This is a genomic window from Pseudarthrobacter sp. NIBRBAC000502771, from assembly GCF_006517215.1.
GTDB lineage: Bacteria > Actinomycetota > Actinomycetes > Actinomycetales > Micrococcaceae > Arthrobacter > Arthrobacter niigatensis.
Genome location: NZ_CP041187.1, coordinates 3,740,184 through 3,761,647, shown reverse-complemented (window position 1 = coordinate 3,761,647; position 21,464 = coordinate 3,740,184). Strand labels below are relative to the sequence as shown.

Sequence of the window (21,464 nt, the reverse complement as noted above, 5' to 3'; positions counted from 1 at the left end):
GGCAGCACCGGTTGTGTATCTCCCGCGGGGCAGGGGAGGGGATGGCTATGATCGAACGATGACCTCTTCCAGCTACTTCCGTTTCCCGCATCTGCACGGTGATCTGGTCACTTTCGTGGCCGAGGACGACGTGTGGATCGCGCCCCTGGACGGCGGCCGCGCTTGGCGTGTCTCCTCCCTCCAGCTCCCTGCCCGCAACCCGCGTTTTACCCCTGACGGCAAGCGCCTGGTGTGGACCGTAGTCCAGGGAACGGCGCCGGAGGTAGTGTCTGCACAGGTGGACGGCGGCGGGTACCGGCAGCTCACGTATTTCGGCCACAGCACCACCAAGGTCAAGGGATTCACCACGGGCGGTTCCGTGGTGGTCACCAGCGCGTTCCGCCAGGCCGAAAGCCGGCATACCCACGCCTACAGCGTCCCGCTCGACGGCGGCTGGGCCCAGGAGCTGCCCTATGGCCCTGTCGAGTCCGTTGCCTTCGGCCCCGAAGTCGGCGATGAACGCCCCGTGGTCCTGGCCAGTGTTCTCTCCCGCGAACCTGCATGGTGGAAGCGGTACCGGGGTGGAACTGCTGGGAAGCTGTGGATCGACCGCGACGGCAACGGCGAATTCGAACGCCTCCTCCCGGACCTTGACGGCAACCTCACCGACCCCCTCTGGGTGGACGGCCGGATCGCCTTCCTGTCCGACCATGAGGGCTACGGCAACCTGTACTCGGTCCTGCCCAGCGGTAAGGACCTGCGCAGGCACACCGACCATCAGGACTTCTATGTCCGGCACGCGGCCACCGACGGCAAACGGGTCATCTTTGAATCGGCCGGCGAACTCTGGGTCCTCCACAACCTTGGCTCGGACGCAGTGAAACTGGACATTAGCCTCGGATCCGCCAGCCAGACGAGGCGCCCCGCACTGCTCGACGCCGTCAAGCACCTCGGTGCGGTGGCACCGGATGTGGCGGGCGCCGCCAGCGCCGTCGAATCCCACGGCACCATCCACTGGCTGCGGCACAAGGACGGCCCGTCACGCATCATCGAGGCCACCCCGGGTGTCCGCGCCCGGTTGCCGCGGCCGCTGGGAGACGGACGCATTGCCTACATCGCCGACCATGACGGCGTCGAAGCACTGCATATCAAGGACATCGCCGCACCTGTTCCGCACACCGCTGGAAATCCGGGCACCCAGGCGCCGGATGCCCCCGCCGGGGCAGCAGCACCCGTTGAGGATGAAGCGGAGGCGGTCAGCCTGCCCCAGCCTGTCCCGGCGTCCGGCGCCAAAGTGCCGGCGGCAACAACGGCCCACGCGTCCACCGATGACGAGCAGCAGGCGGATGTGGCGCCCCAGGCCGATGCCCCCGGCACCGAAGCCCAGGCTCCGGCGGCGGACGCCGGTGTCACCGTGCCGACGCCGTCCCGGGCCAGTTCCCTGGAGCCGAGCCCCGACGGCCGGTGGGTTGCCCTTGGAACCTCCTTTGGTGATGTCTTCGTGGTGGACACCCGCACCGGAGACCTCACACCGGTAGCCAGCATCGGGGAGGGCAGCATCTCCGAACTGGGGTGGTCGGCGGATTCGCGCTGGCTGGTCTGGTCCGAACCCGTCACCTCCTTCGGTTCGCGCAGCCGGCTGCGCCTGGCCACCGTGGACCGGCTCGACGCGGAACCCGTGGAGGTTACCGACGGCCGCTTCCGCGACGCTTCCCCGGCCTTCACCCCGGACGGGAAATTCCTTGCGTTCCTGTCCAACCGCAGCTTCGACCCCGTGTACGACGGGCACTCGTTCGACCTCTCCTTCCCCAGCCCCATCAAGCCGTACCTTGTGGCGCTTGCTGCCGGGACGCCGTCGCCCTTTGGCCCTTCGGTTGATCCCGCGGGCCAGGAGCCGGACGCAGAAGCCGCGGACGGTGCCGGGGACGGCGCGGTGCCCGCCGTCACTGTCGATCCGGAGGGCCTTGCCCACCGCGTGATCGGCGTTCCCGTGCCGCAGGGTAACTACAGCTCATTGAAGGCCGTTGACGGCGCGCTCCTCTGGCTCGACTCCGTCCTGGCGGGCGTAACCGGCGACGGGAAGGCCAGCCAGGAGGACAAGGACGCCCGTCCCAGCCTGGTCCGGTATGACATCGCCCGGCGCAAGCAGACCACCCTGGTGGATGCCGTGGACAGCTACCGGCTCTCGGGTGACCGCAGCAAAGTGGTGGCGGTCGCCGATAAGCAGGTGACCGTTGTTCCGTCGGACGCCAAGACGGACGAGGAATCCGGCAAGCTGGTCAAGGTGGACCTGGGCAGGATCCGCGTCCTGATGGACCCGCTCAGCGTTTGGGGACAGGCATTTGACGAGGCCTGGCGCCTGCAGCGCGACTTCTTCTGGGCCGAGGACATGGCCGGCCAGGACTGGGAATCCATCCACGCCCGGTACCGCCCGCTGGTGGAACGGCTCGGCTCCCATGATGACCTCGTGGACCTCCTGTGGGAACTGCACGGCGAACTGGGAACTTCCCACGCCTACGTGCGCCCTGCAGCCGTCACCGAACGCGGCAGCCGTGGACAAGGCAGGCTCGGCGCCGACCTCGTACACACCGCCCGCGGCTGGGAGATCACCCGCGTCCTGGCGGGCGAGTCCTCTGACCCGCTGGCGACGTCGCCGCTGACCAGGCCCGGCGTCGGCGCGAAGGCGGGGGACGTCCTCCTGGCCGTCGACGGCGTCCCGCTGTCCGAAAGCACCACCCCCGCCATGCAGCTGGTGGGGGCCGCCGGCCGCGCCGTGGAGCTCACGCTCCTCAACGGCCCCGGACACGGCGGCGCTGAGGGCACCCAGCGGAGGGTCGCCGTCGTGCCTGTCAAGGATGAGGAACGCCTGCGGTACCAGGAATGGGTTGCGGGCAACCGGCGGACGGTCCGTGAGGCTTCCAACGGAACCTTCGGCTACCTGCACATCCCGGACATGATGGCCAACGGCTGGGCCCAGCTCCACCGGGACCTGGATACCGAAACGGCATTCGATGGCCTGATCGTCGATGTGCGCCGCAACCGCGGGGGGCACACCTCCCAGCTTGTTGCCGAGCTAATTGGCCGCAAGGTCACAGGATGGAGCATGCCGCGCGGCGAGAAGCCGCGCACCTACCCCCACCATGCGCCGCGGGGGCCCGTGATCATCCTCGCGGACGAGTTCGCCGGGTCCGATGGCGACATCATCACCCAGGTGTCAAAGCTCCGCGGCATCGGCCCTGTGATCGGAACGCGCACCTGGGGCGGTGTGGTCGGCATCGACAACCGGTTCACGCTGGCGGACGGCACCGGTGTCACCCAGCCCCGCTATGCCAACTGGTTCGGCGGCGGCGTGGGCTGGAGCGTGGAGAACTACGGCGTTGACCCGGACATCGAGGTCACCTACCCGCCGCACGCCTACGCCGCCGGGCGGGACCCCCAGCTGGAGTACGGCATCGGGGCGCTGAAGGAAATGATCCAGGAACTGCCCACCGACCGGCCGCCGGCGCGCTCCGGCTACCGGAAGCTGAAGCCTGCCCCGCTTCCGGCGCGCCGGCACGACGGCTAACCCGGGCCGGCAACGGCAAAGGCCCTGCCCTTCCGGATGTCCGGAAGGGCAGGGCCTTTGCGTTGTGCGGGGTGCGGAACCTAGGACTTCAGCGTGGCGTCGAGGGTGATCTCGATGCCGGCCAGGGCCTGGGACACCGGGCAACCCTTCTTGGCGGCCTCGGCAATGCGCTGGAAGTCTTCTTCCGAGATGCCGGGGATGCGGGCGTTGAGGGTCAGGTGGCTGCCGGTGATACCGGTTCCGGGCTGGAAGCCGACCTCCGATTTGGTGTTGACCTCTTCCGGAGTGAAGCCCGCCTGGCTGAGTTCGTGGCTGAAGGCCATGGAGAAACAGGCCGAGTGGGCCGCTGCGATCAGCTCTTCCGGGCTGGTCTTTCCGCCGGCAGCCTCCGTGCGCGCCTTCCAGGTGACATCGAAGGTGCCCAGGCCCGAGCTGTCCAGGGTGGTGTTGCCCGAGCCTTCGGTCAGGCTTCCGGTCCATACGGTGTGGGCATTGCGTGTTGTAGCCATGTCTCTCCTCAACGTCGATTCGGTCCGGGTCCGGCAGCAAGGCCGGGCCCACCGTTTCCCATCCTAGGGATCCGGCCCCTGCGGTGCACGGATTGTCCGCTCTCAGAGGATTATGACCGGTCCCCGGACGGGCTTTACTGCCAGATGGTGGCGATGGCGATGTTGACCAGGGCCAGGCCGCCTACGCCGTGGGCGAGGCCGGTGGACACAGGCTCACCCTTCTTGACCTTGCGGGTGCCGATGATGGCGAGGACTGCAACGACGATGGCAATGACGAACTTGATGCCCAGCTTGGCGTAGTTCGGGTCCTTGTCCGGCAGGAACGGAAGGATGCCCATCATGGCGATGCCGGTAAGAAGCTGAAGGAAGGCGCCGTCACGCTGGCGCGGGTGCACGGTAGGGGTCCGCATCGTGGCGATCCAGTAGCCCACGATCATGGCCGCGCCCACGACGTGCAGGAAAACCAGGATGTTAAAGAGGATAGTCATGGCTCCAGCTTAGCCAGTCAGTTCTACCGCCTGTAGCAAAGCCACGCTGGCCACCCACGCCTGGGTGCCCATTAAACAACGACGGCGGCGGGTGCCTCCGGTGGATATCCCACCGTTTGGCACCCGCCGCCGCTGCTCGTGGCTGGCTGTTACAGCCCCAGGTCCGCTTCGAAGGCGCCTTCTTCGAGGCGTGCCTTCAGCGTCTGGAGGAACCGGCCCGCGTCCGCGCCGTCCACCAGGCGGTGGTCGTACGTCAGGGACAGGTACATCATGGAGCGGATGGCGATCGAGTCGTCACCGTTTTCGTCGGCAACCACAACGGCACGCTTGACGATCGCGCCGGCACCCAGGATCCCTACCTGCGGCTGGTTGATGATCGGGGTGTCGAACAGTGCGCCAACCGAACCGATGTTGGTGATGCTGAACGTGCCACCGGACAGTTCATCCGGACCGATCTTTCCGTCGCGGGTTCGCGAGGCAACGTCCGCAATTTTGCCTGCCAGTCCGGCGAGGTTCAGGTTGCCGGCGTCGGCGATGACCGGAACCAGCAGGCCCTTGTCGGTGTCGACGGCGATGGCCAGGTGCTCGGCGTTGTGGTAGGTGATTTCCTGCTTGTCCTCGTCGTACGCAGCGTTGAGCTTGGGGTGCTGCTTGAGGGCCTCGGCCACTGCCTTGGCGATGAAGGGGAGGAAGGTCAGCTTGACGCCGTTCTGGGCCTGGAACGAGTTCTTGGCGCGGGCGCGCAGCTTGGCCACCTTGGTCATGTCCACTTCGTGCACCTGGGTGAGCTGGGTGGAGACCTCGAGGGATTCGCGCATGCGGCGGGCGATGACCTGGCGGATGCGGGGAGCCTTCTGGGTGGTTCCGCGCAGCGACGAGGCAGCTGCAGCCGACGCGGCCGGGGCGGAAGCGGCAGGGGCGGCTGCCGGAGCCGCTGCCGGGGCAGCCTTGGCTTCAGCGGCGGCCATGACATCCTGCTTGCGGATGCGGCCGCCAACACCGGTGCCGGACAGTGAAGCGATGTCCACACCGTGCTGGTTTGCCAGCTTCCGGACCAGGGGAGTGACGTAGCCGGATTCCGAACCTGCGGCCGGGGCGGCTTCCTGGGCTGCGGGTGCAGCCTGCGGGGCGGGAGCGGGAGCTGCGGCGGGGGCCGGTGCTGCGGCCGGAGCGGGAGCTTCCTGCTTGGGGGCTTCCTGCTTGGTGGCTTCCTGCTGGGGAGCCGCGGGTGCAGCCTGCGGGGCGGCGGCAGCGGGGGCACCCGAGCCGATGACGGCCAGCACGGAACCAACCTCGGCGGTCTCGTCCTCGTTGACCCGGATTTCCTGCAGCGTGCCGGCAACCGGCGAGGGGATCTCGGTGTCTACCTTGTCGGTGGAGACCTCGAGCAGGGGCTCGTCGACCTCGACGGAGTCGCCCACGGCCTTGAGCCAGCGGGTGACGGTGCCCTCGGTGACGCTCTCGCCGAGGGCGGGGAGCGTCACTTCATGGCTTTCGCCGCCGGCAGCCGGAGCGACCTGGGCGGGCGCTTCCTGGGCAGGTGCTGCTTCAGCGGGTGCTTCCTGGGCCGGGGCCTCCTGTGCCGGAGCGGCAGCGGGAGCTTCTTCGGCCGGGGCGGAACCGCCGCCAGAGCCGTCGCCGATGCGCACCAGCGGTGCGCCGACCTCGGCGGTCTCGTCTTCAGCGACCAGGATTTCTTCAATCACGCCAGCTACGGGAGAGGGGATTTCAGTGTCTACTTTGTCGGTGGAGACTTCGAGCAGCGGCTCGTCCACCTCTACCCGGTCACCTACCTGCTTGAGCCAGCGGGTGACGGTTCCTTCGGTGACACTCTCACCGAGGGCGGGCAAGTTAACGGATTCAGACATGTCGTCCCCGTTCTCCTTATTGATCTTTAGTGCGAATGATTGCTGCCTTGTTGGAAGCCTAGTGCACCCGGCCTGCGCGGCCGGGTGCACCGGGCCTGGTAATGCTGGGGGAACTAGCCGTGCAGCGGCTTGCCGGCCAGCGCCAGGTGGGCTTCGCCAAGGGCTTCGTTCTGGGTGGGGTGGGCGTGCAGCAGCTGCGCCACGTCCTCAGGGTAGGCTTCCCAGTTCACGATCAGCTGGGCTTCGCCCACCTGCTCGCCCATGCGGGCACCGATCATGTGGACGCCGACGACGGGGCCGTCCTTCTGGCGGACCAGCTTGACCAGGCCGGAGGTGCCCAGGATGGAGCTCTTGCCGTTGCCGGCCAGGTTGTATTCCTGGGTCTGGACCTGGTCTTCGCCGAACTTCTCCTTGGCAGCCTTCTCGGTGTAGCCAACGGTGGCGATCTCGGGCTCGGAGTAGGTGACCTTGGGGATGTTGATGTCCTCGACGACCACCGGCTTCAGGCCGGCGATTTCCTCGGCCACGAAGATGCCCTGCTGGTAGCCGCGGTGTGCCAGCTGAACGCCGGGGACGATGTCGCCGACGGCGTAGACGTTGCCGACGCCGGTGTGGAGGCGCTCGTCGGTGATGACGAAGCCGCGGTCGATGGTGATGCCCGCTTCCTCATAGCCGAGGTTCGCGGTGACGGGGCCCCGGCCGACGGCGACCAGCAGCAGGTCGGCTTCGAACGTCTTGCCGTCCACCAGGGTGACCTTGACGCCGTCGTCGTTCTGCTCGACGCCCTGGAAGAACACGCCGGTGGAGAACTTGATGCCGCGCTTCTTGAAGGCACGCTCGAAGTTCTTCACGATCGTGGCGTCCTCATTGGGAACGAGGGAGGGGAGGCCTTCGACGATGGTGACGTCCACGCCGAACGACTTCCAGACCGAGGCGAACTCGACGCCGATGACGCCGCCGCCCAGGATGATGGCGCTCTTGGGGATGTAATCCATGGTGAGGGCCTGGTCCGACGTAATGACCTTGCCGCCGATTTCCAGGCCGGGCAGGGTGCGGGAGTAGGAGCCGGTTGCCAGGACGATGTTCTTGCCCTTGTAGGCGGTGCCGTTCACGACGACGGTGTCGGTGCCCTGCAGCTTGCCTTCACCCTCGATGACGGTGATGCCCTTGGACTTGATGAGTCCCTGCAGGCCCTTGTACTTGCCGGCGATGATGCCGTCCTTGTACGCGTTGACAGCGTTGATGTCGATGCTGTCCAAGGTGACGTTCACGCCGTACTTGGCGGAGTCACGGGCGTGGTCGGCGAGCTCTGCAGAGTGCAGCAGGGCCTTGGTGGGGATGCAGCCGTTGTGGAGGCAGGTGCCGCCCAGCTTGCCCTTCTCCACGAGGCCGACGGTGAGGCCGAGCTGTACCGCACGCAGGGCCGCAGCGTATCCGCCGCTGCCGCCACCGAGTACCAGGATGTCGAATTCTTGCGCAGTTGCCTGATCGGCCACTAAAACGCTCCCTCGCGTGAACGATGACGCGTTCAGCGCGCATCATCTGGTCTTGGAACTTGCACTGCCGTGATTATGTCAGCAGGGCAACTCTCTTGCATTTGTGACTACCGTGGTTCACCTTAGCGAACCACCTATCCATGCTCCACCTTGGCACTGCGTTTGTGGAGCGCTTGTGTCCAGTGTCACGCGGCTCTGTGGCACAGGAATCACCTGGCCGCAGGGCCGCGTGGCACGGGGGCTGCAGCCGTTCTCAGGCGGCGGCCAGGATGTCCTCCACGTAGGCCACCAGGGTCCGGACAGTGCATCCGGTGCCCTGCTTGTGCGTGTAGCCGTACGGGCTCCCGTTATTAAAGGACGGTCCCGCGATGTCGATGTGCGCCCAGGGGATCTGTTCGCCTGCCTTGTCCTTACCCACGAACTCACGCAGGAACACGGCTGCGGTCATCATCCCGCCGTGCCGTTCGCCGATATTGGCCAGGTCCGCCACCTGGGAGTCCAGCGTGGGGCGCAGTTCCTCCGGCAGGGGCATGGGCCACACCAGCTCGCCCGCACGGTCCGCCGCCTCCTTGAGCGCACCGGTGACGCTGTCCGAACCCATGACGCCGGCGGTGCGGTTGCCCAGTGCGATCAGCTGCGCGCCGGTCAGGGTGGCCACGTCGATGATGGCGTCGGGGAGTTCGCGGCTGGCAGCGACGATGCCGTCGGCCATGACCAGACGGCCTTCGGCGTCGGTGTTGAGGACTTCCACGGTCTTGCCGCCGTACATGGTCAGGACGTCGGCGGGGCGTGAGGCGCCGCCGCCGGGCATGTTCTCGGCAATGCAGAGCCAGGCGGTGGCCTTAACCGGCAGGCCCAGTCCGGCGAGGGCCAGGACGGTGTTGAGGACGACGGCGGCGCCTGCCATGTCGCTCTTCATGTCACCCATGTTCAGGGCCGGCTTGAGCGAGATCCCGCCGGTGTCGAACGTGATGCCCTTGCCAACGAGCGCGATCTTTGCGGTTGCCTTGGCGGGGGCGTACTCGACCTTGACCAGGCGGGGCTGGCGCGTGGAGCCCTTGCCCACGCCCATGATGCCGCCGAAGCCTTCCTTTTCCAGGCGCTTCTCATCCCACACGGTGACCTTCACGGGCAGGCCCTTGGCCAGGTCCTTGGCTGCCTCTGCGAAGGATTCCGGGTACAGATGGCTGGGCGGCGTGTTGACCAGGGAGCGGGTCTGGTTCACGGCCCTGGCAACCAGTCCGGCACGCTTGAGGGCGGCTTCGAGCTCTGCGCTGCCAGCGAGTTCGGTGAAGATCATCGCGTTGCGGACCGGATCCTTGAGCCCGTCCGTTGAGGACCGGAACTCGGTGAAGGAGTAGGCGCCCAGCGCGGCACCCTCGGCGACCGCCGCCACGTCCTGGACGCCCGCCGTCGGGAATGCCAGGGTGACCGTGGCCAAACCGGCCAGCTGCCGCACGGCCGACCCCGCTGCCCTCCGAAGTGCCTCACCTGTGAGCGCCCCCGCAGCGGGGACCTTTCCGACGCCGGCCAGGACCAGGATGCCGGCACCGGTCTCGGGCAGGCCCGGCAGGCGGACCAGCTGGTCTGCAGCGCCGGTCACTCCGAGTGCCTTAAGTGAGTCTGCGAGTGCCTCTGCGGACTTTGCCGTCAGCGGGTTCTCCAGCAGGACGGGGCCGTCAGTTCCCTGCCCCACCCCGATGACCACTGCGTCGCTGGGGCTCTTCTTCAGGTCCCGCGAGACGGTACTAAGGTTGACTTCAGTATTCTTGACCACAGGGATGAGTCCTCAATTCTCGAAACGTTCGGGCAGGGATGCATGTTGGGCGCGCTGCCATAATGGCCCGGATCCGGCCGTTCCGGACGGTCACGGGGTGGGTTCAGGCCCGGCTGGCAGGCCAGTTCCGATCGTAGCCCTTCCCCGGCGCAGCATGGGAATTTCCTGAGAGGTGCGCCACACCGGCCCGAGGAATGCCGGGTGCCCGTGCAGCGTTATGAATGATGTCCACCCGCACCCCTGAAAGGAACATGCCGTGCTTGAACGGATTTCCGGCTCCCTGCTGGACCCCGACGCGCTCTATGCCAGCAACATCGAGCTGTTCCACAGCCCCGACCTGCAGGGGTTGAACCTGGTCATGGGTTTCACCGGGTTTGCCGACGCCGGCCACGTGGTGAAGCAGATCAATGCGGAACTGCTGGATTCCCTTGATGCCCAGCCGGTCGCGGTCTTCGACGCGGACCAGTTGATTGACTACCGGTCCCGGCGGCCGCACCTGAGCTTCGTTGAGGACCACATCGAGGACTACCAGGAGCCCCGGCTGGCCCTCTACCGCCTGGTGGACGGGCTGGGGAAGCCGTTCCTCCTCCTGGCCGGCTTCGAACCGGACCTGCAGTGGGAACGTTTTGCCCGTGCCGTGGTGAACATCGTGGAGAAGCTGGACGTCAACCTGGTCACCTGGATCCACTCCATTCCGATGCCCGTGCCGCACACCCGGCCCGTGGGCGTGACGGTTCACGGAAACCGGCCTGAGCTGATCGAGGGCATTTCGGTATGGAAGCCCACCGTCGAAGTTCCTGCCGCCGTCGGCCATATCCTGGAGCTGCGCCTCGTGGAGGCCGGACGCAACGTCGCCGGGTACGTCATCCACGTCCCGCACTACCTGGCTGAAGCTGAATACCCCACCGCCGCCGTCGCCGGCCTGGAATACCTGGGCGCTGCGGCGTCCCTCATGCTGCCTACCGACCGGCTCCGCGAATCGGGCCGCGAGGTCAGCCGCCAAATCGCCGAGCAGATCGAGGCCTCCGAGGAGGTCCAGCAGGTGGTGTCCCGCCTCGAAACCCGCTATGACGAGAAGGCAGACGGCATGGTGCGGCGCTCGCTCCTGGCCAACGAAAACGACGAGCTTCCCGACGCCGACGACCTCGGTGCCGCCGTGGAGGCTTACCTGGCCAGGGAGAACCCCGGGCAGTAGCGCGGCGTCACAGCATCCGCGGGGGCGCCCGCGGGCCGGGCATAATGAAGGAGTGACTGCACCCCGCGCCTGGCTTATCTGGACCATTGGAATTTTCGGGTACCTGGTTGCCGTGGCGCAGCGGACATCGTTTGGTGTGGTGGGCCTGGAGGCGACCGAGCGGTTCCACGCCACCGCCTCTGCCATCTCCTTCTTTACCGTCCTGCAGCTGCTGGTCTACGCGGGTCTCCAAATCCCCGTGGGACTGCTGGTGGACAGGTTTGGATCGCGGGCCATGATCGCCGGCGGTGCGGTCCTGATGGGACTCGGACAGCTGCAGCTCGCCTTTGCCGAAAGTATCCCCGGCGGAGTCCTGGGCCGCGTGCTCGTGGGCGCCGGCGACGCCATGACCTTTATCTCCGTGATCCGGCTCATTCCGCTGTGGTTCGCCCCCGCCCGCGTGCCCTTGGTCACCCAGCTGACAGGGATGTCCGGGCAGCTGGGGCAGCTGTTCAGTGTCCTGCCTTTCGCGCTGGTGCTGCACCTGTCCGGATGGACCCCGGCCTTCCTGATGCTGGCAGGAATGTCCGCTCTCGCCGTCGTACTTGTCGTCCTGATGCTGCAGGACGCGCCGCCGGGCAGCGAACGGCCGCACGCCCGGCAGGGGCTCAGGGCCACCGGGGCATCACTTGCCCGTGCCTGGCGCCAGCCCGGCACCCGACTGGGCATGTGGAGCCATTTCACCATCCAGTTTTCGGGCACAGTCTTTGCCATGACCTGGGGCTATCCGTTCCTGATCTCCGGGCAGGGCCTGGATGCCGGAACCGTTGCCGCCCTGATGGCGCTCTACGTTGCGGCCGCCATGGCCGTGGGCCCCTTCATTGGACGTTTCGTTTCGCGGCACCCGCTGCGCCGTTCCACCATGGTGCTGCTGATAGCCGGGGGAACCGCCGCTGCGTGGGCCGCCGTGCTGCTGCTGCCGGGCCGTGCCCCGCTGTGGCTGCTGGCCGGCCTGGTGGTGGTGCTCGCGATTGGCGGCCCGGGGTCCATGATCGGCTTCGACTTCGCCCGGACCTTCAATCCCGCGCACCGGATCGGCACCGCCACCGGGATCGTCAACGTTGGCGGCTTCATCGCGGCCCTGGTGTCGATCTTCCTGATCGGCCTGGTGCTCGACGTCCTCTACGCTTCCGGGTTCTCCCAGGGGGTGCTGTACGGCCTGGACCCCTTCCGGCTGGCACTGAGCGTCCAGTTCCTGGTCCTTGCTTTCGGCGCCGCCGCCATCCTCGCCTCACGGCGGAAGGTGCGCCGCCAGATGGCGGCACAGGGGATCGTGGTGCCGCCGCTGCGCAGCGCGCTGGCCCGCCAGCGCCGCGAAATCCTGGCGCGCCGCCGCCAGACAACGCCCAGCGACGACTGACTGCTCCTGCACAGGCCGCGTTTGATGCGGGCTGGACCAGCATGGGTCCATGGGCGGCCGGACTTGTCCACATACGGCCGGGACTCCCTTACGCTGTGCCGCGTCCGGACAAAGGCTGGAGCCATGACAGCTTCAGAACGATTAACAGTCCGCGGACCGGAAGATATTCTCAGTTTCATTCCACATTCCCTGGGGTACTGGCCTGCCTCCAGCCTGGTGGCCATCACCCTCCACGGCACGAGACTCGGCGCCACCCTGCGGCTCGACCTCCCGGGCCCGGATATCCAAGCAGACCCCGCCGGTTTTGCCGGCGCCGTCCGGAGTTACCTGGAGTCCGACCAGGAGGCTGACGGCTCCTTGCTGGCCGTCTTCACCAGCGACGCGATGATGGCTCCGCCATCGGCGTACCACCGCCTGGTCCTGGTGGTGCAGTCAGTCCTGGGCCGGGCCGGGATGCCCGTCCGGGACGCCTGGTTCGTGGGGGAGAAGTACTGGCGTGACGCACTGTGCGCCGATCCTTCGTGCTGCCCGCTTCCGGGGCGCCCGGTGCAGCAGATCCGGGACAGCACGCTGAACACCGAAATGGTGTACAGGGGCAGCAGCGTCGGCCCGGCTCCGGCAGCAGGCCCGCCGGCAGCGGCCGTCCCCGCCATCCACCGTGCAGCTGTCCTTCAGGCGCAGGCCGGCTGGGAGGAAGAGCTTGGCAGGCTCTCCGGGAGCAGGCAGCAGTTCAATGCCGTGCTCGACTTCTGGGAGATGCTGCTGGAGCGGACCGGGTCCGGGCCGTGGATCCCGGACGTTGAGCGGGACGCCTTCCTCAGGGCCACCCTGCTCTGCCACACCTGGCGTGATGCCGTGCTGGTGATGGCAGCCGCCGGCAGGACCGCCGCGGCGGCCGGGGCCGTCCACTTTGGTGTCTTTGAGGACCCGACGGGCGACGGCATTGACGCCTCCGTGGTGCCGTTGCCGCTGGTGCCGCCGGCAGCAGGTGCGCGCCGGAATCCGAGGGGAGGCCGGGCAGGGGCCGCTTCGGCAGGGCCCGCGGCGCTCCGTCCACGGGTGCCGCTTCCCGCACGGGGAACAAGGGCACGCGCCGAATCCGTTCCCGCAGGCTACGGAGAGGTCCTTATGGGCATGGCACCCGAGGTTCCCGATTGGGAGGCCCTGGAAGCATTGGACCGGGTCCTTGGGCAGTTGGCTGCCTTGGGCGGGCCTGCGGCCGCGGCAGCCCTGACGCTTCGGGGCTGGGTCTCGTGGTGCCGGGGCCGCGGCTCGTACTCGGCTGCCTACCTGGGGCAGGCCCTTGAGCTTGAGCCGGGCTACCGGCTGGCGGAACTACTGCTGGACCTCGTGGGCAGAGGAACCCTTTGCGGCTGGGCTGCGCGGAAAGACGCGGCCTGGCAGAAGTTCCGGGAGGTCCCGGCCGGGGAGTGAGCGGAGCCGTATCCTGCCGGCACGGAGATATCCACCCATGGAAGGGGCGCGCGGCCGCGCGGCGCGGCGGCACTGTCAGCGGCACCATGCGGGGCAGGAGTAACGGATGGCGGCAGGAGAGGCCGGATCCGGGCAAATCATGAGACAATGGATGCCGAGACCCGGTTGGGTCCGTGTACCGAGTGCTTGTAAGCGGTCCCGCAAGGGAACATTACAGCCGCTCCGGGAGTTGTCTTAAGTGACTCTGCCGGCCGTGGTGGCGCTTGGTTTTCATCACGGACTTGACAGGGTCATAGTGGTGTTGCCCGTATGGTGATTCCACAGACCACCGCTAGAAAGGTTTTCTGTGACCCCGTCTTCCACGAAGAAGGATTCCGCCGCCCAGGATGTCTTGTCCCCTGAGGAGAAGCAGGCCGCGACCAATGCCAAGCGGGCAGCCACACGTGCTGCCAACAAGGCTTCGGCAGGCGAGGCTGCAGCGGACGGCAAGCGCGAGCCCAAGAAGCGTGGGCCCAAGCCCGGCGCCAAGGCTGCAGCAGCGGCCGCGGGAAAGTCCGCCGGTGACACCGACTCGGATGAGGTCGAAGAAGTCGAGGAAGACCTCGACGTCCTCGAAGGGCCGGACGCAGTAGAGGATGCCGATACCGAGGCCGATCCCGTCAAGGGTGCAGCCGGCAGTGGCAAGGGCTTTGTCTACTCCGACGCGGACGACGACGACGCCCCGGTGCAGCAGGTCATGTCTGCCGGTGCCACGGCCGACCCCGTCAAGGACTACCTGAAGCAGATCGGCAAGGTGGCACTGCTCAACGCGGAGCAGGAAGTGGACCTGGCACTGCGGATCGAAGCCGGGCTGTTTGCCGAGGAGAAGATCGCCGCGGACGACGGATCCATGGACCCGAAGTATAAGCGCGAACTCGAATTCATCATCCACGACGGCAAGCGCGCCAAGAACCACCTGCTCGAGGCCAACCTCCGCCTGGTGGTCTCGCTCGCCAAGCGCTACACCGGCCGCGGCATGCTGTTCCTGGACCTCATCCAGGAAGGCAACCTGGGCCTGATCCGCGCTGTCGAGAAGTTCGACTACACCAAGGGTTTCAAGTTCTCCACGTACGCCACGTGGTGGATCCGCCAGGCCATCACCCGCGCCATGGCTGACCAGGCCCGCACCATCCGTATTCCGGTCCACATGGTCGAGGTCATCAACAAGCTCGCCCGTGTGCAGCGCCAGATGCTGCAGGACCTGGGCCGCGAACCCACGCCCGAAGAACTGGCACTGGAACTGGACATGACCCCTGAAAAGGTTGTCGAAGTCCAGAAGTACGGCCGTGAACCGATCTCGCTGCACACCCCGCTGGGCGAGGATGGCGACTCCGAGTTCGGCGACCTGATCGAGGACTCCGAGGCCGTTGTCCCCGCCGACGCCGTGAGCTTCACCCTCCTGCAGGAGCAGCTGCACTCGGTGCTGGACACCCTCTCCGAGCGCGAGGCCGGCGTGGTTGCCATGCGCTTCGGCCTGACCGACGGACAGCCGAAGACTTTAGACGAAATCGGAAAGGTCTACGGCGTGACCCGCGAGCGGATCCGCCAGATCGAATCGAAGACCATGTCCAAGCTGCGCCACCCCTCCAGGTCGCAGGTGCTGCGGGACTACCTGGACTAAGTCCCCGCAATGGCCAGGCAGGGGCCGTCCGGGACTCACTGAAAAGTGGGTCCCGGACGGCCCCTGCTGTTTCGCTCTGTTGTCTCCTGGTCTGCAGCGCCATGTCCCGTGCGGGCCGGGCCCAGTCCGGCCAGGGGTCCTTAAACGCCTGCGGGACCCCTCCGAATGGAAGAGTCCCGCAGGGTCGTTGTTACCGATGCCTCATCTAGTCGATTTCCACGGCAGCTTTCTCGTGAAGCTTTCCCGTCTCGTCGTGCCAGTCGGAGCTCAACGGCTTGAGCGTCGCTTCGACTGCACGGGCGTGGTGGCCGCAGAACAACAGCTCCCCGCCGGAGGACTCGAGTACAACCCGGACATATGCCTGGGCTCCGCAACGATCGCACCGGTCCAGTGCGTTGAGCGTGCGGTCTGCCACTGCTGTTGTCATGTCGGCCTCCTTAGTAGATCAGTACATCTATATAACCAGCATTCGTATCCAATCCATCGCAAGGATGGGGCAAGTTCGCTGTGCGCGTATCCGCAAGGTTCGGTCAAGAACTTCCCAGTTCCGCCCGCCACCACGGTCCGTGGCGCGCCGCACACCGGGCGGCGGGTGTGGCAGACGGTTCTGCCCGCTGCAGCGGACTACCCTAGAAGGTGCGGTCCCAGCGCCGCATCGACGTCCCTGAAGGAGTTCATCACCAGTGGCACCAAGCTCTGAGTACACCGCCCGGCACCTTTCCGTCCTGGAAGGCCTCGAAGCCGTCCGCAAGCGCCCGGGCATGTACATCGGCTCCACCGACTCGCGCGGCCTCATGCACTGCCTCTGGGAAATCATCGACAACTCCGTGGACGAGGCCCTGGCCGGGTTCGGCCACGACATCCGGATCATCCTGCACGCGGACAACTCCGTGGAAATCCACGACGACGGCCGCGGCATCCCCATCGACAAGGAGCCAAAGACGGGGCTCACCGGCGTCGAAGTGGTGTTCACCAAGCTGCACGCCGGTGGCAAGTTCGGCGGCGGGTCCTACACGGCCTCCGGCGGCCTGCACGGTGTGGGCGCATCGGTGGTCAACGCCTTGTCCTCGCGCCTGGACGTCGAGGTGGACCGGGGTGGCAAGACTTACAGGATGTCCTTCCGCCGCGGTGAGCCCGGCCGCTTCAAGGACACGGGGTCCCGCCTGGATCCGGCAGCTCCGTTCACGCCGTTCGTCAACGACTCCGTGCTGGACGTGGTGGGCAAGGCCAAGCGCGGCGTGACCGGAACCCGGATCCGCTACTGGGCTGACCGGCAGATCTTCACCCCCGATGCCAAGTTCTCTTACGAGGACCTGGTTGCCCGCGCACGCCAGACCTCGTTCCTGGTGCCCGGCCTCAAGCTGACCGTCCGGGACGAGCGCAGGGTCCCCGGGACCCCGGGTGAAGCAGGTCCCTTCGAAGAGGTTTTCCACCACGACGGCGGCATCTCCGAGTTCGTCGAGTTCCTTGCGGCCGATCCGGCCGTCACGGACGTTTGGCGGCTTCACGGTTCCGGAAAGTTCAAGGAGACGGTCCCGGTCCTTGATGAGCGCGGACACAGCCAGCTGGCCGAGGTCGAGCGCGACTGCGAGGTGGACGTGGCGCTCCGCTGGGGGATCGGCTACGACAGCTCCGTGCGGAGCTTCGTGAACATCATCGCCACCCCGAAGGGCGGCACCCACCAGTCCGGGTTCGAACAGGCCCTGATCAAGACCTTCCGGAAAGCCGTGGAGGCCAACGCCCGGAAGCTCAAGGCCGGCAACGACAAGATTGAAAAGGACGACATCTTCGCCGGCCTGACGGCCGTGCTGACCGTCCGGCTCGCCGAACCGCAGTTTGAAGGCCAGACCAAGGAAATCCTGGGAACCAGCGCCGTCCGCGCCATCGTGACCAAGGTGGTGGAGCGCGAAATCTCCGCCAAGCTGTCCTCCAGCAACCGGAACGACAAAGCCCAGTCGGCGCTGCTGTTGGAGAAGATCGTCAACGAGATGAAGTCCCGCATCTCGGCGCGCGTGCACAAGGAGACCCAGCGGCGCAAGAACGCGCTGGAAACTTCCTCCATGCCCACCAAGCTTGCCGATTGCCGGACGGACGACGTCGGGCGTTCCGAACTGTTCATCGTGGAAGGTGACTCCGCGCTGGGCACGGCCAAGCTGGCCCGTTCCTCGGACTTCCAGGCGCTGCTGCCCATCCGCGGCAAGATCCTGAACGTCCAGAAGGCCTCGGTGGGGGACATGCTCTCCAACGCCGAGTGTGCCGCCCTGATCCAGGTGGTCGGGGCAGGTTCCGGCCGCAGCTTCGACATCAGCGCCGCCCGCTACGGCAAGGTGATCCTCATGACCGACGCCGACGTGGACGGCGCCCACATCCGGACACTGCTCCTGACCCTGTTCTTCCGCTATATGCGGCCGATGATCCTTGAGGGCAGGGTTTTCGCTGCGGTGCCGCCCCTGCACCGGGTGGAGGTCATCAACGCCGGCCAGAAGGCCAACGAGATGATCTATACCTACTCCGAGGCCGAGCTCCACGTGTTGCTGGCCCGCCTGGCGAAGGAGGGCAAGCGGTACAAGGAGCCGATCCAGCGGTACAAGGGCCTGGGGGAGATGGACGCCGAGCAGTTGGCCGAGACCACCATGGATCCGCGGCACCGTACCCTTCGCAAGGTGGGGATCGAGAATGCGCAGCAGGCTGAGGAGATTTTCGACCTGCTGATGGGCTCGGACGTGTCGCCGCGCAAGGACTTCATCATTGCCGGCGCCTCCAGCCTGGACCGGGAGCGTATCGACGCCTGACCGCCGCCGGTTTTCGCGAGGCTGAACCACCGGGAGGCAGCGCGCGACGGCGGCGCCTCAGCCGAGCAGTCCGGGAACCACCAGCAGGGCGGTAGGCAGCGCCAGCAGGAGGATGCAGCCGGCCAGCACGGCGCTGCGGACAGCGGCAGGAAGCTGGGGCTGCGGCGTCAGGAGACGGCTGACCCGGGAGGCAGCCGTCCGGACCGCATCCGAGCCCGGGCCGCCCGATGCCGCCTCGAGGCCCGAAAGGGCAAGGGTAGGGGACGACGGCCGGATGTCGCCGCCCCCGGAGTTGCCCGCCGAACCGCTGGCCACAATGGCGATGGCCTTGATGAGCGTCGCTTTGCTTTCCGTCCGAAGGGCGACGTCGTCGGCCAGCATCTCGATCAGCGAATTCACCGACTCCTGCGCAAGCCGGGTGGTGGGCAGCCAGGGGAGGGCCTGCCGCCAGGCCGCGAAGGCCCACAGGAGCAGGTGGTGCCGCTGGCTCAGGTGGGCGTTCTCGTGGATGAGGACGGCACGAAGCTCAGCCGGTTCAAGGGCAGCCATCAGGCCATCCGACAGTACGGTGACCGAGCGGGCGCCTCCCGGAAGGCAGTAGGCAACAGGGGAGTCGTGGCTGATGACCAGAGTTCCGGCGTCCTGGCCTGACGGGGAAGCCAGGATGGCGAGCAGTTCGCGGTGCCGGCGCCGCTGCCGCTGGATCTTGTAGTACGTCAGCAACAGGGTGAAGACCAGGTGGGCCGTGAGCAGGGCGGCAGCGGACAGGGCAAAGATATGCCAGAACCCCAGCGCCGTGGTGGGGGCATTGAAGAGCACCATGCCGGCAAGGGCGCGCAGCCCCGCGATGAGGTTGTCACCCACAGGTTCCAGGCCGTAGACCAGCATGGCGCCGATCATGGAGAGACCACCTGCGAGTGCGATCGCCTGCCACAGCAGCATGGCCGTGAAGGGCGACCTGGCCGGCCATTGTGCCCGTGACAGGAGGATTGGCACCGGCCACGCCAGGATTATCGCAAGGACCGCCAGCAGGTATGAGGCCCAGAACATGGTGTGCTAGAGATGACCCAGCAGTTTGCGCAGCGTTTCGGCTTCACCTTCGGAGACAGACCCGATGAAGCGGGCCAGCACGGCCTCGCGGTCCGGGGCCGACCCAAGGACCTCATGCATGAGTTCGGCGGTGTGGTCTGCACGGCTGGACACTGCCTGGTACCGGTGCGGGCGGGTGCCGCGTTCGCGTTCGACCAGGCCCTTCTTTTCCAGGCGGGAAAGTACGGTAAGCACCGTGGTGACGGCGGGTTCCTTGCCTTCGTGGCCGGGGCCGCCCTGCGCCGCCGACGTGCGCGCCAACTGATCCCTCAGGGTATTGGCCGTAGCCGCTTCCTGGCCCGCCCAGAGCAGGTCCATCACTGCCCGTTCCAGTTCACCAAGACTAGCCATGTCACTTTTCCTTTTATTTCCCCGCACCGTGCGCTGTGCGCCAGGTGACGTCACGCGGTTGTTCAACTACACAACTAAATTTACCCCGAAAACGCCGAACCTTCTACATCGGGTAGAACATCTGGCGCGCCGCGCCCAGGTGGGCGATCCTAGGGAGGACGGTTGGTTTTCGTCCGCCGCCGACCATGTTCTACACTTTGTAGAAGTTACAGTTCTACGAAGCGTAGAAAACTGCATTGGCTAACAGTAGGGACTGCCATGGACGCCTTGGAAATCGCACGCTGGCAATTCGGCATCACCACCGTCTACCACTTCATGATGGTGCCGCTGACCATCGGCCTGGGCCTGGTGGTCGCCGTGATCCAGACGGCCTGGTACCGCACCGGCAAGCCGGAGTACCTGCGCATGACCAAATTCTGGGGAAAGCTTTTCCTCATCAACTTCATCATGGGCGTTGCCACCGGCATTGTGCAGGAGTTCCAGTTCGGCATGGCCTGGAGCGAGTACAGCCGCTTCGTCGGTGACGTCTTCGGCGCCCCGCTGGCCCTCGAGGCCCTCCTGGCCTTCTTCGTCGAGTCCACCTTCCTGGGCCTGTGGATCTTCGGGTGGAAGCAGCTCAAGCCCGCCATCCACCTTGCCTGCCTCTGGGTGGCCGTCGTCGGCTCGGCGCTGTCCGCCTACTTCATCATCGTGGCCAACAGCTGGATGCAGCACCCGGTGGGCGTGGAAATGATCAACGGCCGGCCCGTCATGACCGACGCCTGGGCCGTGTTCACCAACAACACCGCCCTGGTTGCCGTACCGCACACCCTGTTCGGCGCCCTCGCCGTGGCGGGCGGCTTCCTCCTGGGCATCGCCTGGTACCACCTGTGGCGGAGGCGGCACGACGGCGTCGACACCGTAGGCGCCGACGGCCGGATCATCCCCGGCGAAGACGCCAGCATTTCCGGCCGCGACCGGGCCGACTACAAGGTGTGGATCCGGTCCCTGCGCATCGGTGCCGTGGTGGCCATGATCTCCTTTGCCGGCACCGCCGTCACCGGTGACCTGCAGGGCAAGCTCATGTTCCAGCAGCAGCCCATGAAAATGGCCGCGGCAGAGGCTGCGTGCCACGACGGCACCGGCTTCTCCGTCCTGAGCGTCGGCAACGTGGGCTCGAAGAACTGCGACGACGTCGTGGCAGTGATCGAGGTCCCCGGCATCCTTTCCTTCCTGGCCAAGGGTGACTTCACCACCGAGGTGAAGGGCGTCGACAGCCTGCTGCCCGAGTACAAGGAAAAGTACGGAACCACGCTCCCGGACAACCCGATCTACGGGGACCGCGCCGGCCAGGAGATCCAGTACGTACCCGTCATGGAAGTCACCTACTGGGGCTTCCGGATGATGATCGGCTTCGGCGGCCTCGCGGCGCTGGCTGCGCTGGTGGCACTCTGGATAACCCGCAAGGGGACGGTGCCGGAATCCCGGTGGCTGATGCGCCTGGCAGTGTTTGGCATCCTTGCACCCTTCGGTGCCAACGCCGCCGGCTGGATCTTCACCGAGATGGGCCGCCAGCCGTTCGTGGTGGCACCCAATCCCGACCCGAGCGGCATCGACCAGGTGTTCATGTTCACCGCCGCCGCCGTATCACCCGGTGTGTCCGCAGGGGAGCTGATCGCCTCGCTGGTGGCCCTGACCGCCGTCTACGCCGTCCTGCTGGTGGTGGAAGTAAAACTGCTGGTCAAGTACATCCGCGGCGGTGTGGTCTCCGCTATGCCGGAACTCGGCCACGCCCCGGTGGACGAGAACGAGGATGAAACCCCGGGCCCAGGCGGCCCCAAGCCCGCCGACGACGTCCTGGCCTTCGCCTACTAGCAGAGGAA

15 protein-coding genes are annotated in these 21,464 nt (G+C 66.6%); 7 read left to right on the top strand and 8 right to left on the bottom strand.

Features of this window, described 5'->3' with window-relative positions:
- The first annotated feature begins 58 nt into the window (after positions 1-58).
- Entirely contained in the window at positions 59-3,544 is a 3,486-nt protein-coding gene (locus NIBR502771_RS17520) for a S41 family peptidase (RefSeq protein WP_141160819.1), read from the top strand.
- An 80-nt stretch (positions 3,545-3,624) separates the two neighbouring features.
- Here NIBR502771_RS17520 and NIBR502771_RS17515 read toward each other — a convergent pair whose 3' ends face one another.
- The 5 genes from NIBR502771_RS17515 to NIBR502771_RS17495 form a co-directional block, all read right to left on the bottom strand.
- Positions 3,625-4,053, bottom strand: a complete 429-nt coding sequence (locus NIBR502771_RS17515) for an OsmC family protein (RefSeq protein ID WP_141160818.1) — start codon at positions 4,051-4,053, stop codon at positions 3,625-3,627.
- A gap of 134 nt (positions 4,054-4,187) precedes the next feature.
- On the bottom strand, positions 4,188-4,541 hold the full coding sequence (locus NIBR502771_RS17510; protein WP_141160817.1) for a hypothetical protein: 354 nt from the start codon (positions 4,539-4,541) through the stop codon (positions 4,188-4,190).
- Positions 4,542-4,690: 149 nt separating this feature from the next.
- Positions 4,691-6,409, bottom strand: coding sequence for a 2-oxoglutarate dehydrogenase, E2 component, dihydrolipoamide succinyltransferase (gene sucB / locus NIBR502771_RS17505; protein ID WP_141160816.1), 1,719 nt, complete (start codon positions 6,407-6,409; stop codon positions 4,691-4,693).
- Between the two features lie 113 nt (positions 6,410-6,522).
- Complete coding sequence (gene lpdA, locus NIBR502771_RS17500; RefSeq protein ID WP_141160815.1) at positions 6,523-7,905, bottom strand: dihydrolipoyl dehydrogenase; 1,383 nt, start codon at positions 7,903-7,905, stop codon at positions 6,523-6,525.
- 253 nt (positions 7,906-8,158) lie between these two features.
- Positions 8,159-9,682, bottom strand: coding sequence for a leucyl aminopeptidase (locus NIBR502771_RS17495; RefSeq protein WP_141160814.1), 1,524 nt, complete (start codon positions 9,680-9,682; stop codon positions 8,159-8,161).
- Positions 9,683-9,938: 256 nt separating this feature from the next.
- On the opposite strand from NIBR502771_RS17495, the gene NIBR502771_RS17490 reads away from it, so the two are divergent.
- The 4 genes from NIBR502771_RS17490 to NIBR502771_RS17475 all read left to right on the top strand — a co-directional run bounded on the left by NIBR502771_RS17490 (position 9,939) and on the right by NIBR502771_RS17475 (position 15,370).
- Positions 9,939-10,877: a proteasome assembly chaperone family protein gene (locus NIBR502771_RS17490; protein ID WP_141160813.1), complete on the top strand. Its 939-nt coding sequence runs from the start codon at positions 9,939-9,941 to the stop codon at positions 10,875-10,877.
- 52 nt (positions 10,878-10,929) lie between these two features.
- A complete protein-coding gene (locus NIBR502771_RS17485) occupies positions 10,930-12,276 on the top strand; it encodes a nitrate/nitrite transporter (RefSeq protein ID WP_141160812.1) in 1,347 nt (448 codons plus the stop codon).
- Positions 12,277-12,399: 123 nt separating this feature from the next.
- Positions 12,400-13,710, top strand: coding sequence for a DUF4192 family protein (locus NIBR502771_RS17480; RefSeq protein WP_141160811.1), 1,311 nt, complete (start codon positions 12,400-12,402; stop codon positions 13,708-13,710).
- Positions 13,711-14,056: 346 nt separating this feature from the next.
- Entirely contained in the window at positions 14,057-15,370 is a 1,314-nt protein-coding gene (locus NIBR502771_RS17475) for an RNA polymerase sigma factor (protein WP_141160810.1), read from the top strand.
- Positions 15,371-15,575: 205 nt separating this feature from the next.
- Here the strand turns inward: NIBR502771_RS17475 and NIBR502771_RS17470 are convergent, their stop codons facing one another.
- On the bottom strand, positions 15,576-15,797 hold the full coding sequence (locus tag NIBR502771_RS17470) for a hypothetical protein (protein ID WP_013600696.1): 222 nt from the start codon (positions 15,795-15,797) through the stop codon (positions 15,576-15,578).
- A gap of 256 nt (positions 15,798-16,053) precedes the next feature.
- On the opposite strand from NIBR502771_RS17470, the gene NIBR502771_RS17465 reads away from it, so the two are divergent.
- A complete protein-coding gene (locus tag NIBR502771_RS17465; protein ID WP_141160809.1) occupies positions 16,054-18,162 on the top strand; it encodes a type IIA DNA topoisomerase subunit B in 2,109 nt (702 codons plus the stop codon).
- 57 nt (positions 18,163-18,219) lie between these two features.
- Here NIBR502771_RS17465 and NIBR502771_RS17460 read toward each other — a convergent pair whose 3' ends face one another.
- Positions 18,220-19,212 (bottom strand): M56 family metallopeptidase, encoded by a 993-nt coding sequence (locus tag NIBR502771_RS17460; protein ID WP_141160808.1) that lies wholly within the window; start codon positions 19,210-19,212, stop codon positions 18,220-18,222.
- A gap of 6 nt (positions 19,213-19,218) precedes the next feature.
- Entirely contained in the window at positions 19,219-19,602 is a 384-nt protein-coding gene (locus NIBR502771_RS17455) for a BlaI/MecI/CopY family transcriptional regulator (RefSeq protein WP_141160807.1), read from the bottom strand.
- A 258-nt stretch (positions 19,603-19,860) separates the two neighbouring features.
- Here NIBR502771_RS17455 and NIBR502771_RS17450 point away from each other — a divergent pair, with 258 nt between their 5' ends.
- The gene (locus NIBR502771_RS17450) at positions 19,861-21,456 is read left to right on the top strand and encodes a cytochrome ubiquinol oxidase subunit I (protein ID WP_141160806.1); all 1,596 of its coding nucleotides are present in this window, start codon (positions 19,861-19,863) and stop codon (positions 21,454-21,456) included.
- Positions 21,457-21,464: the final 8 nt, after the last annotated feature.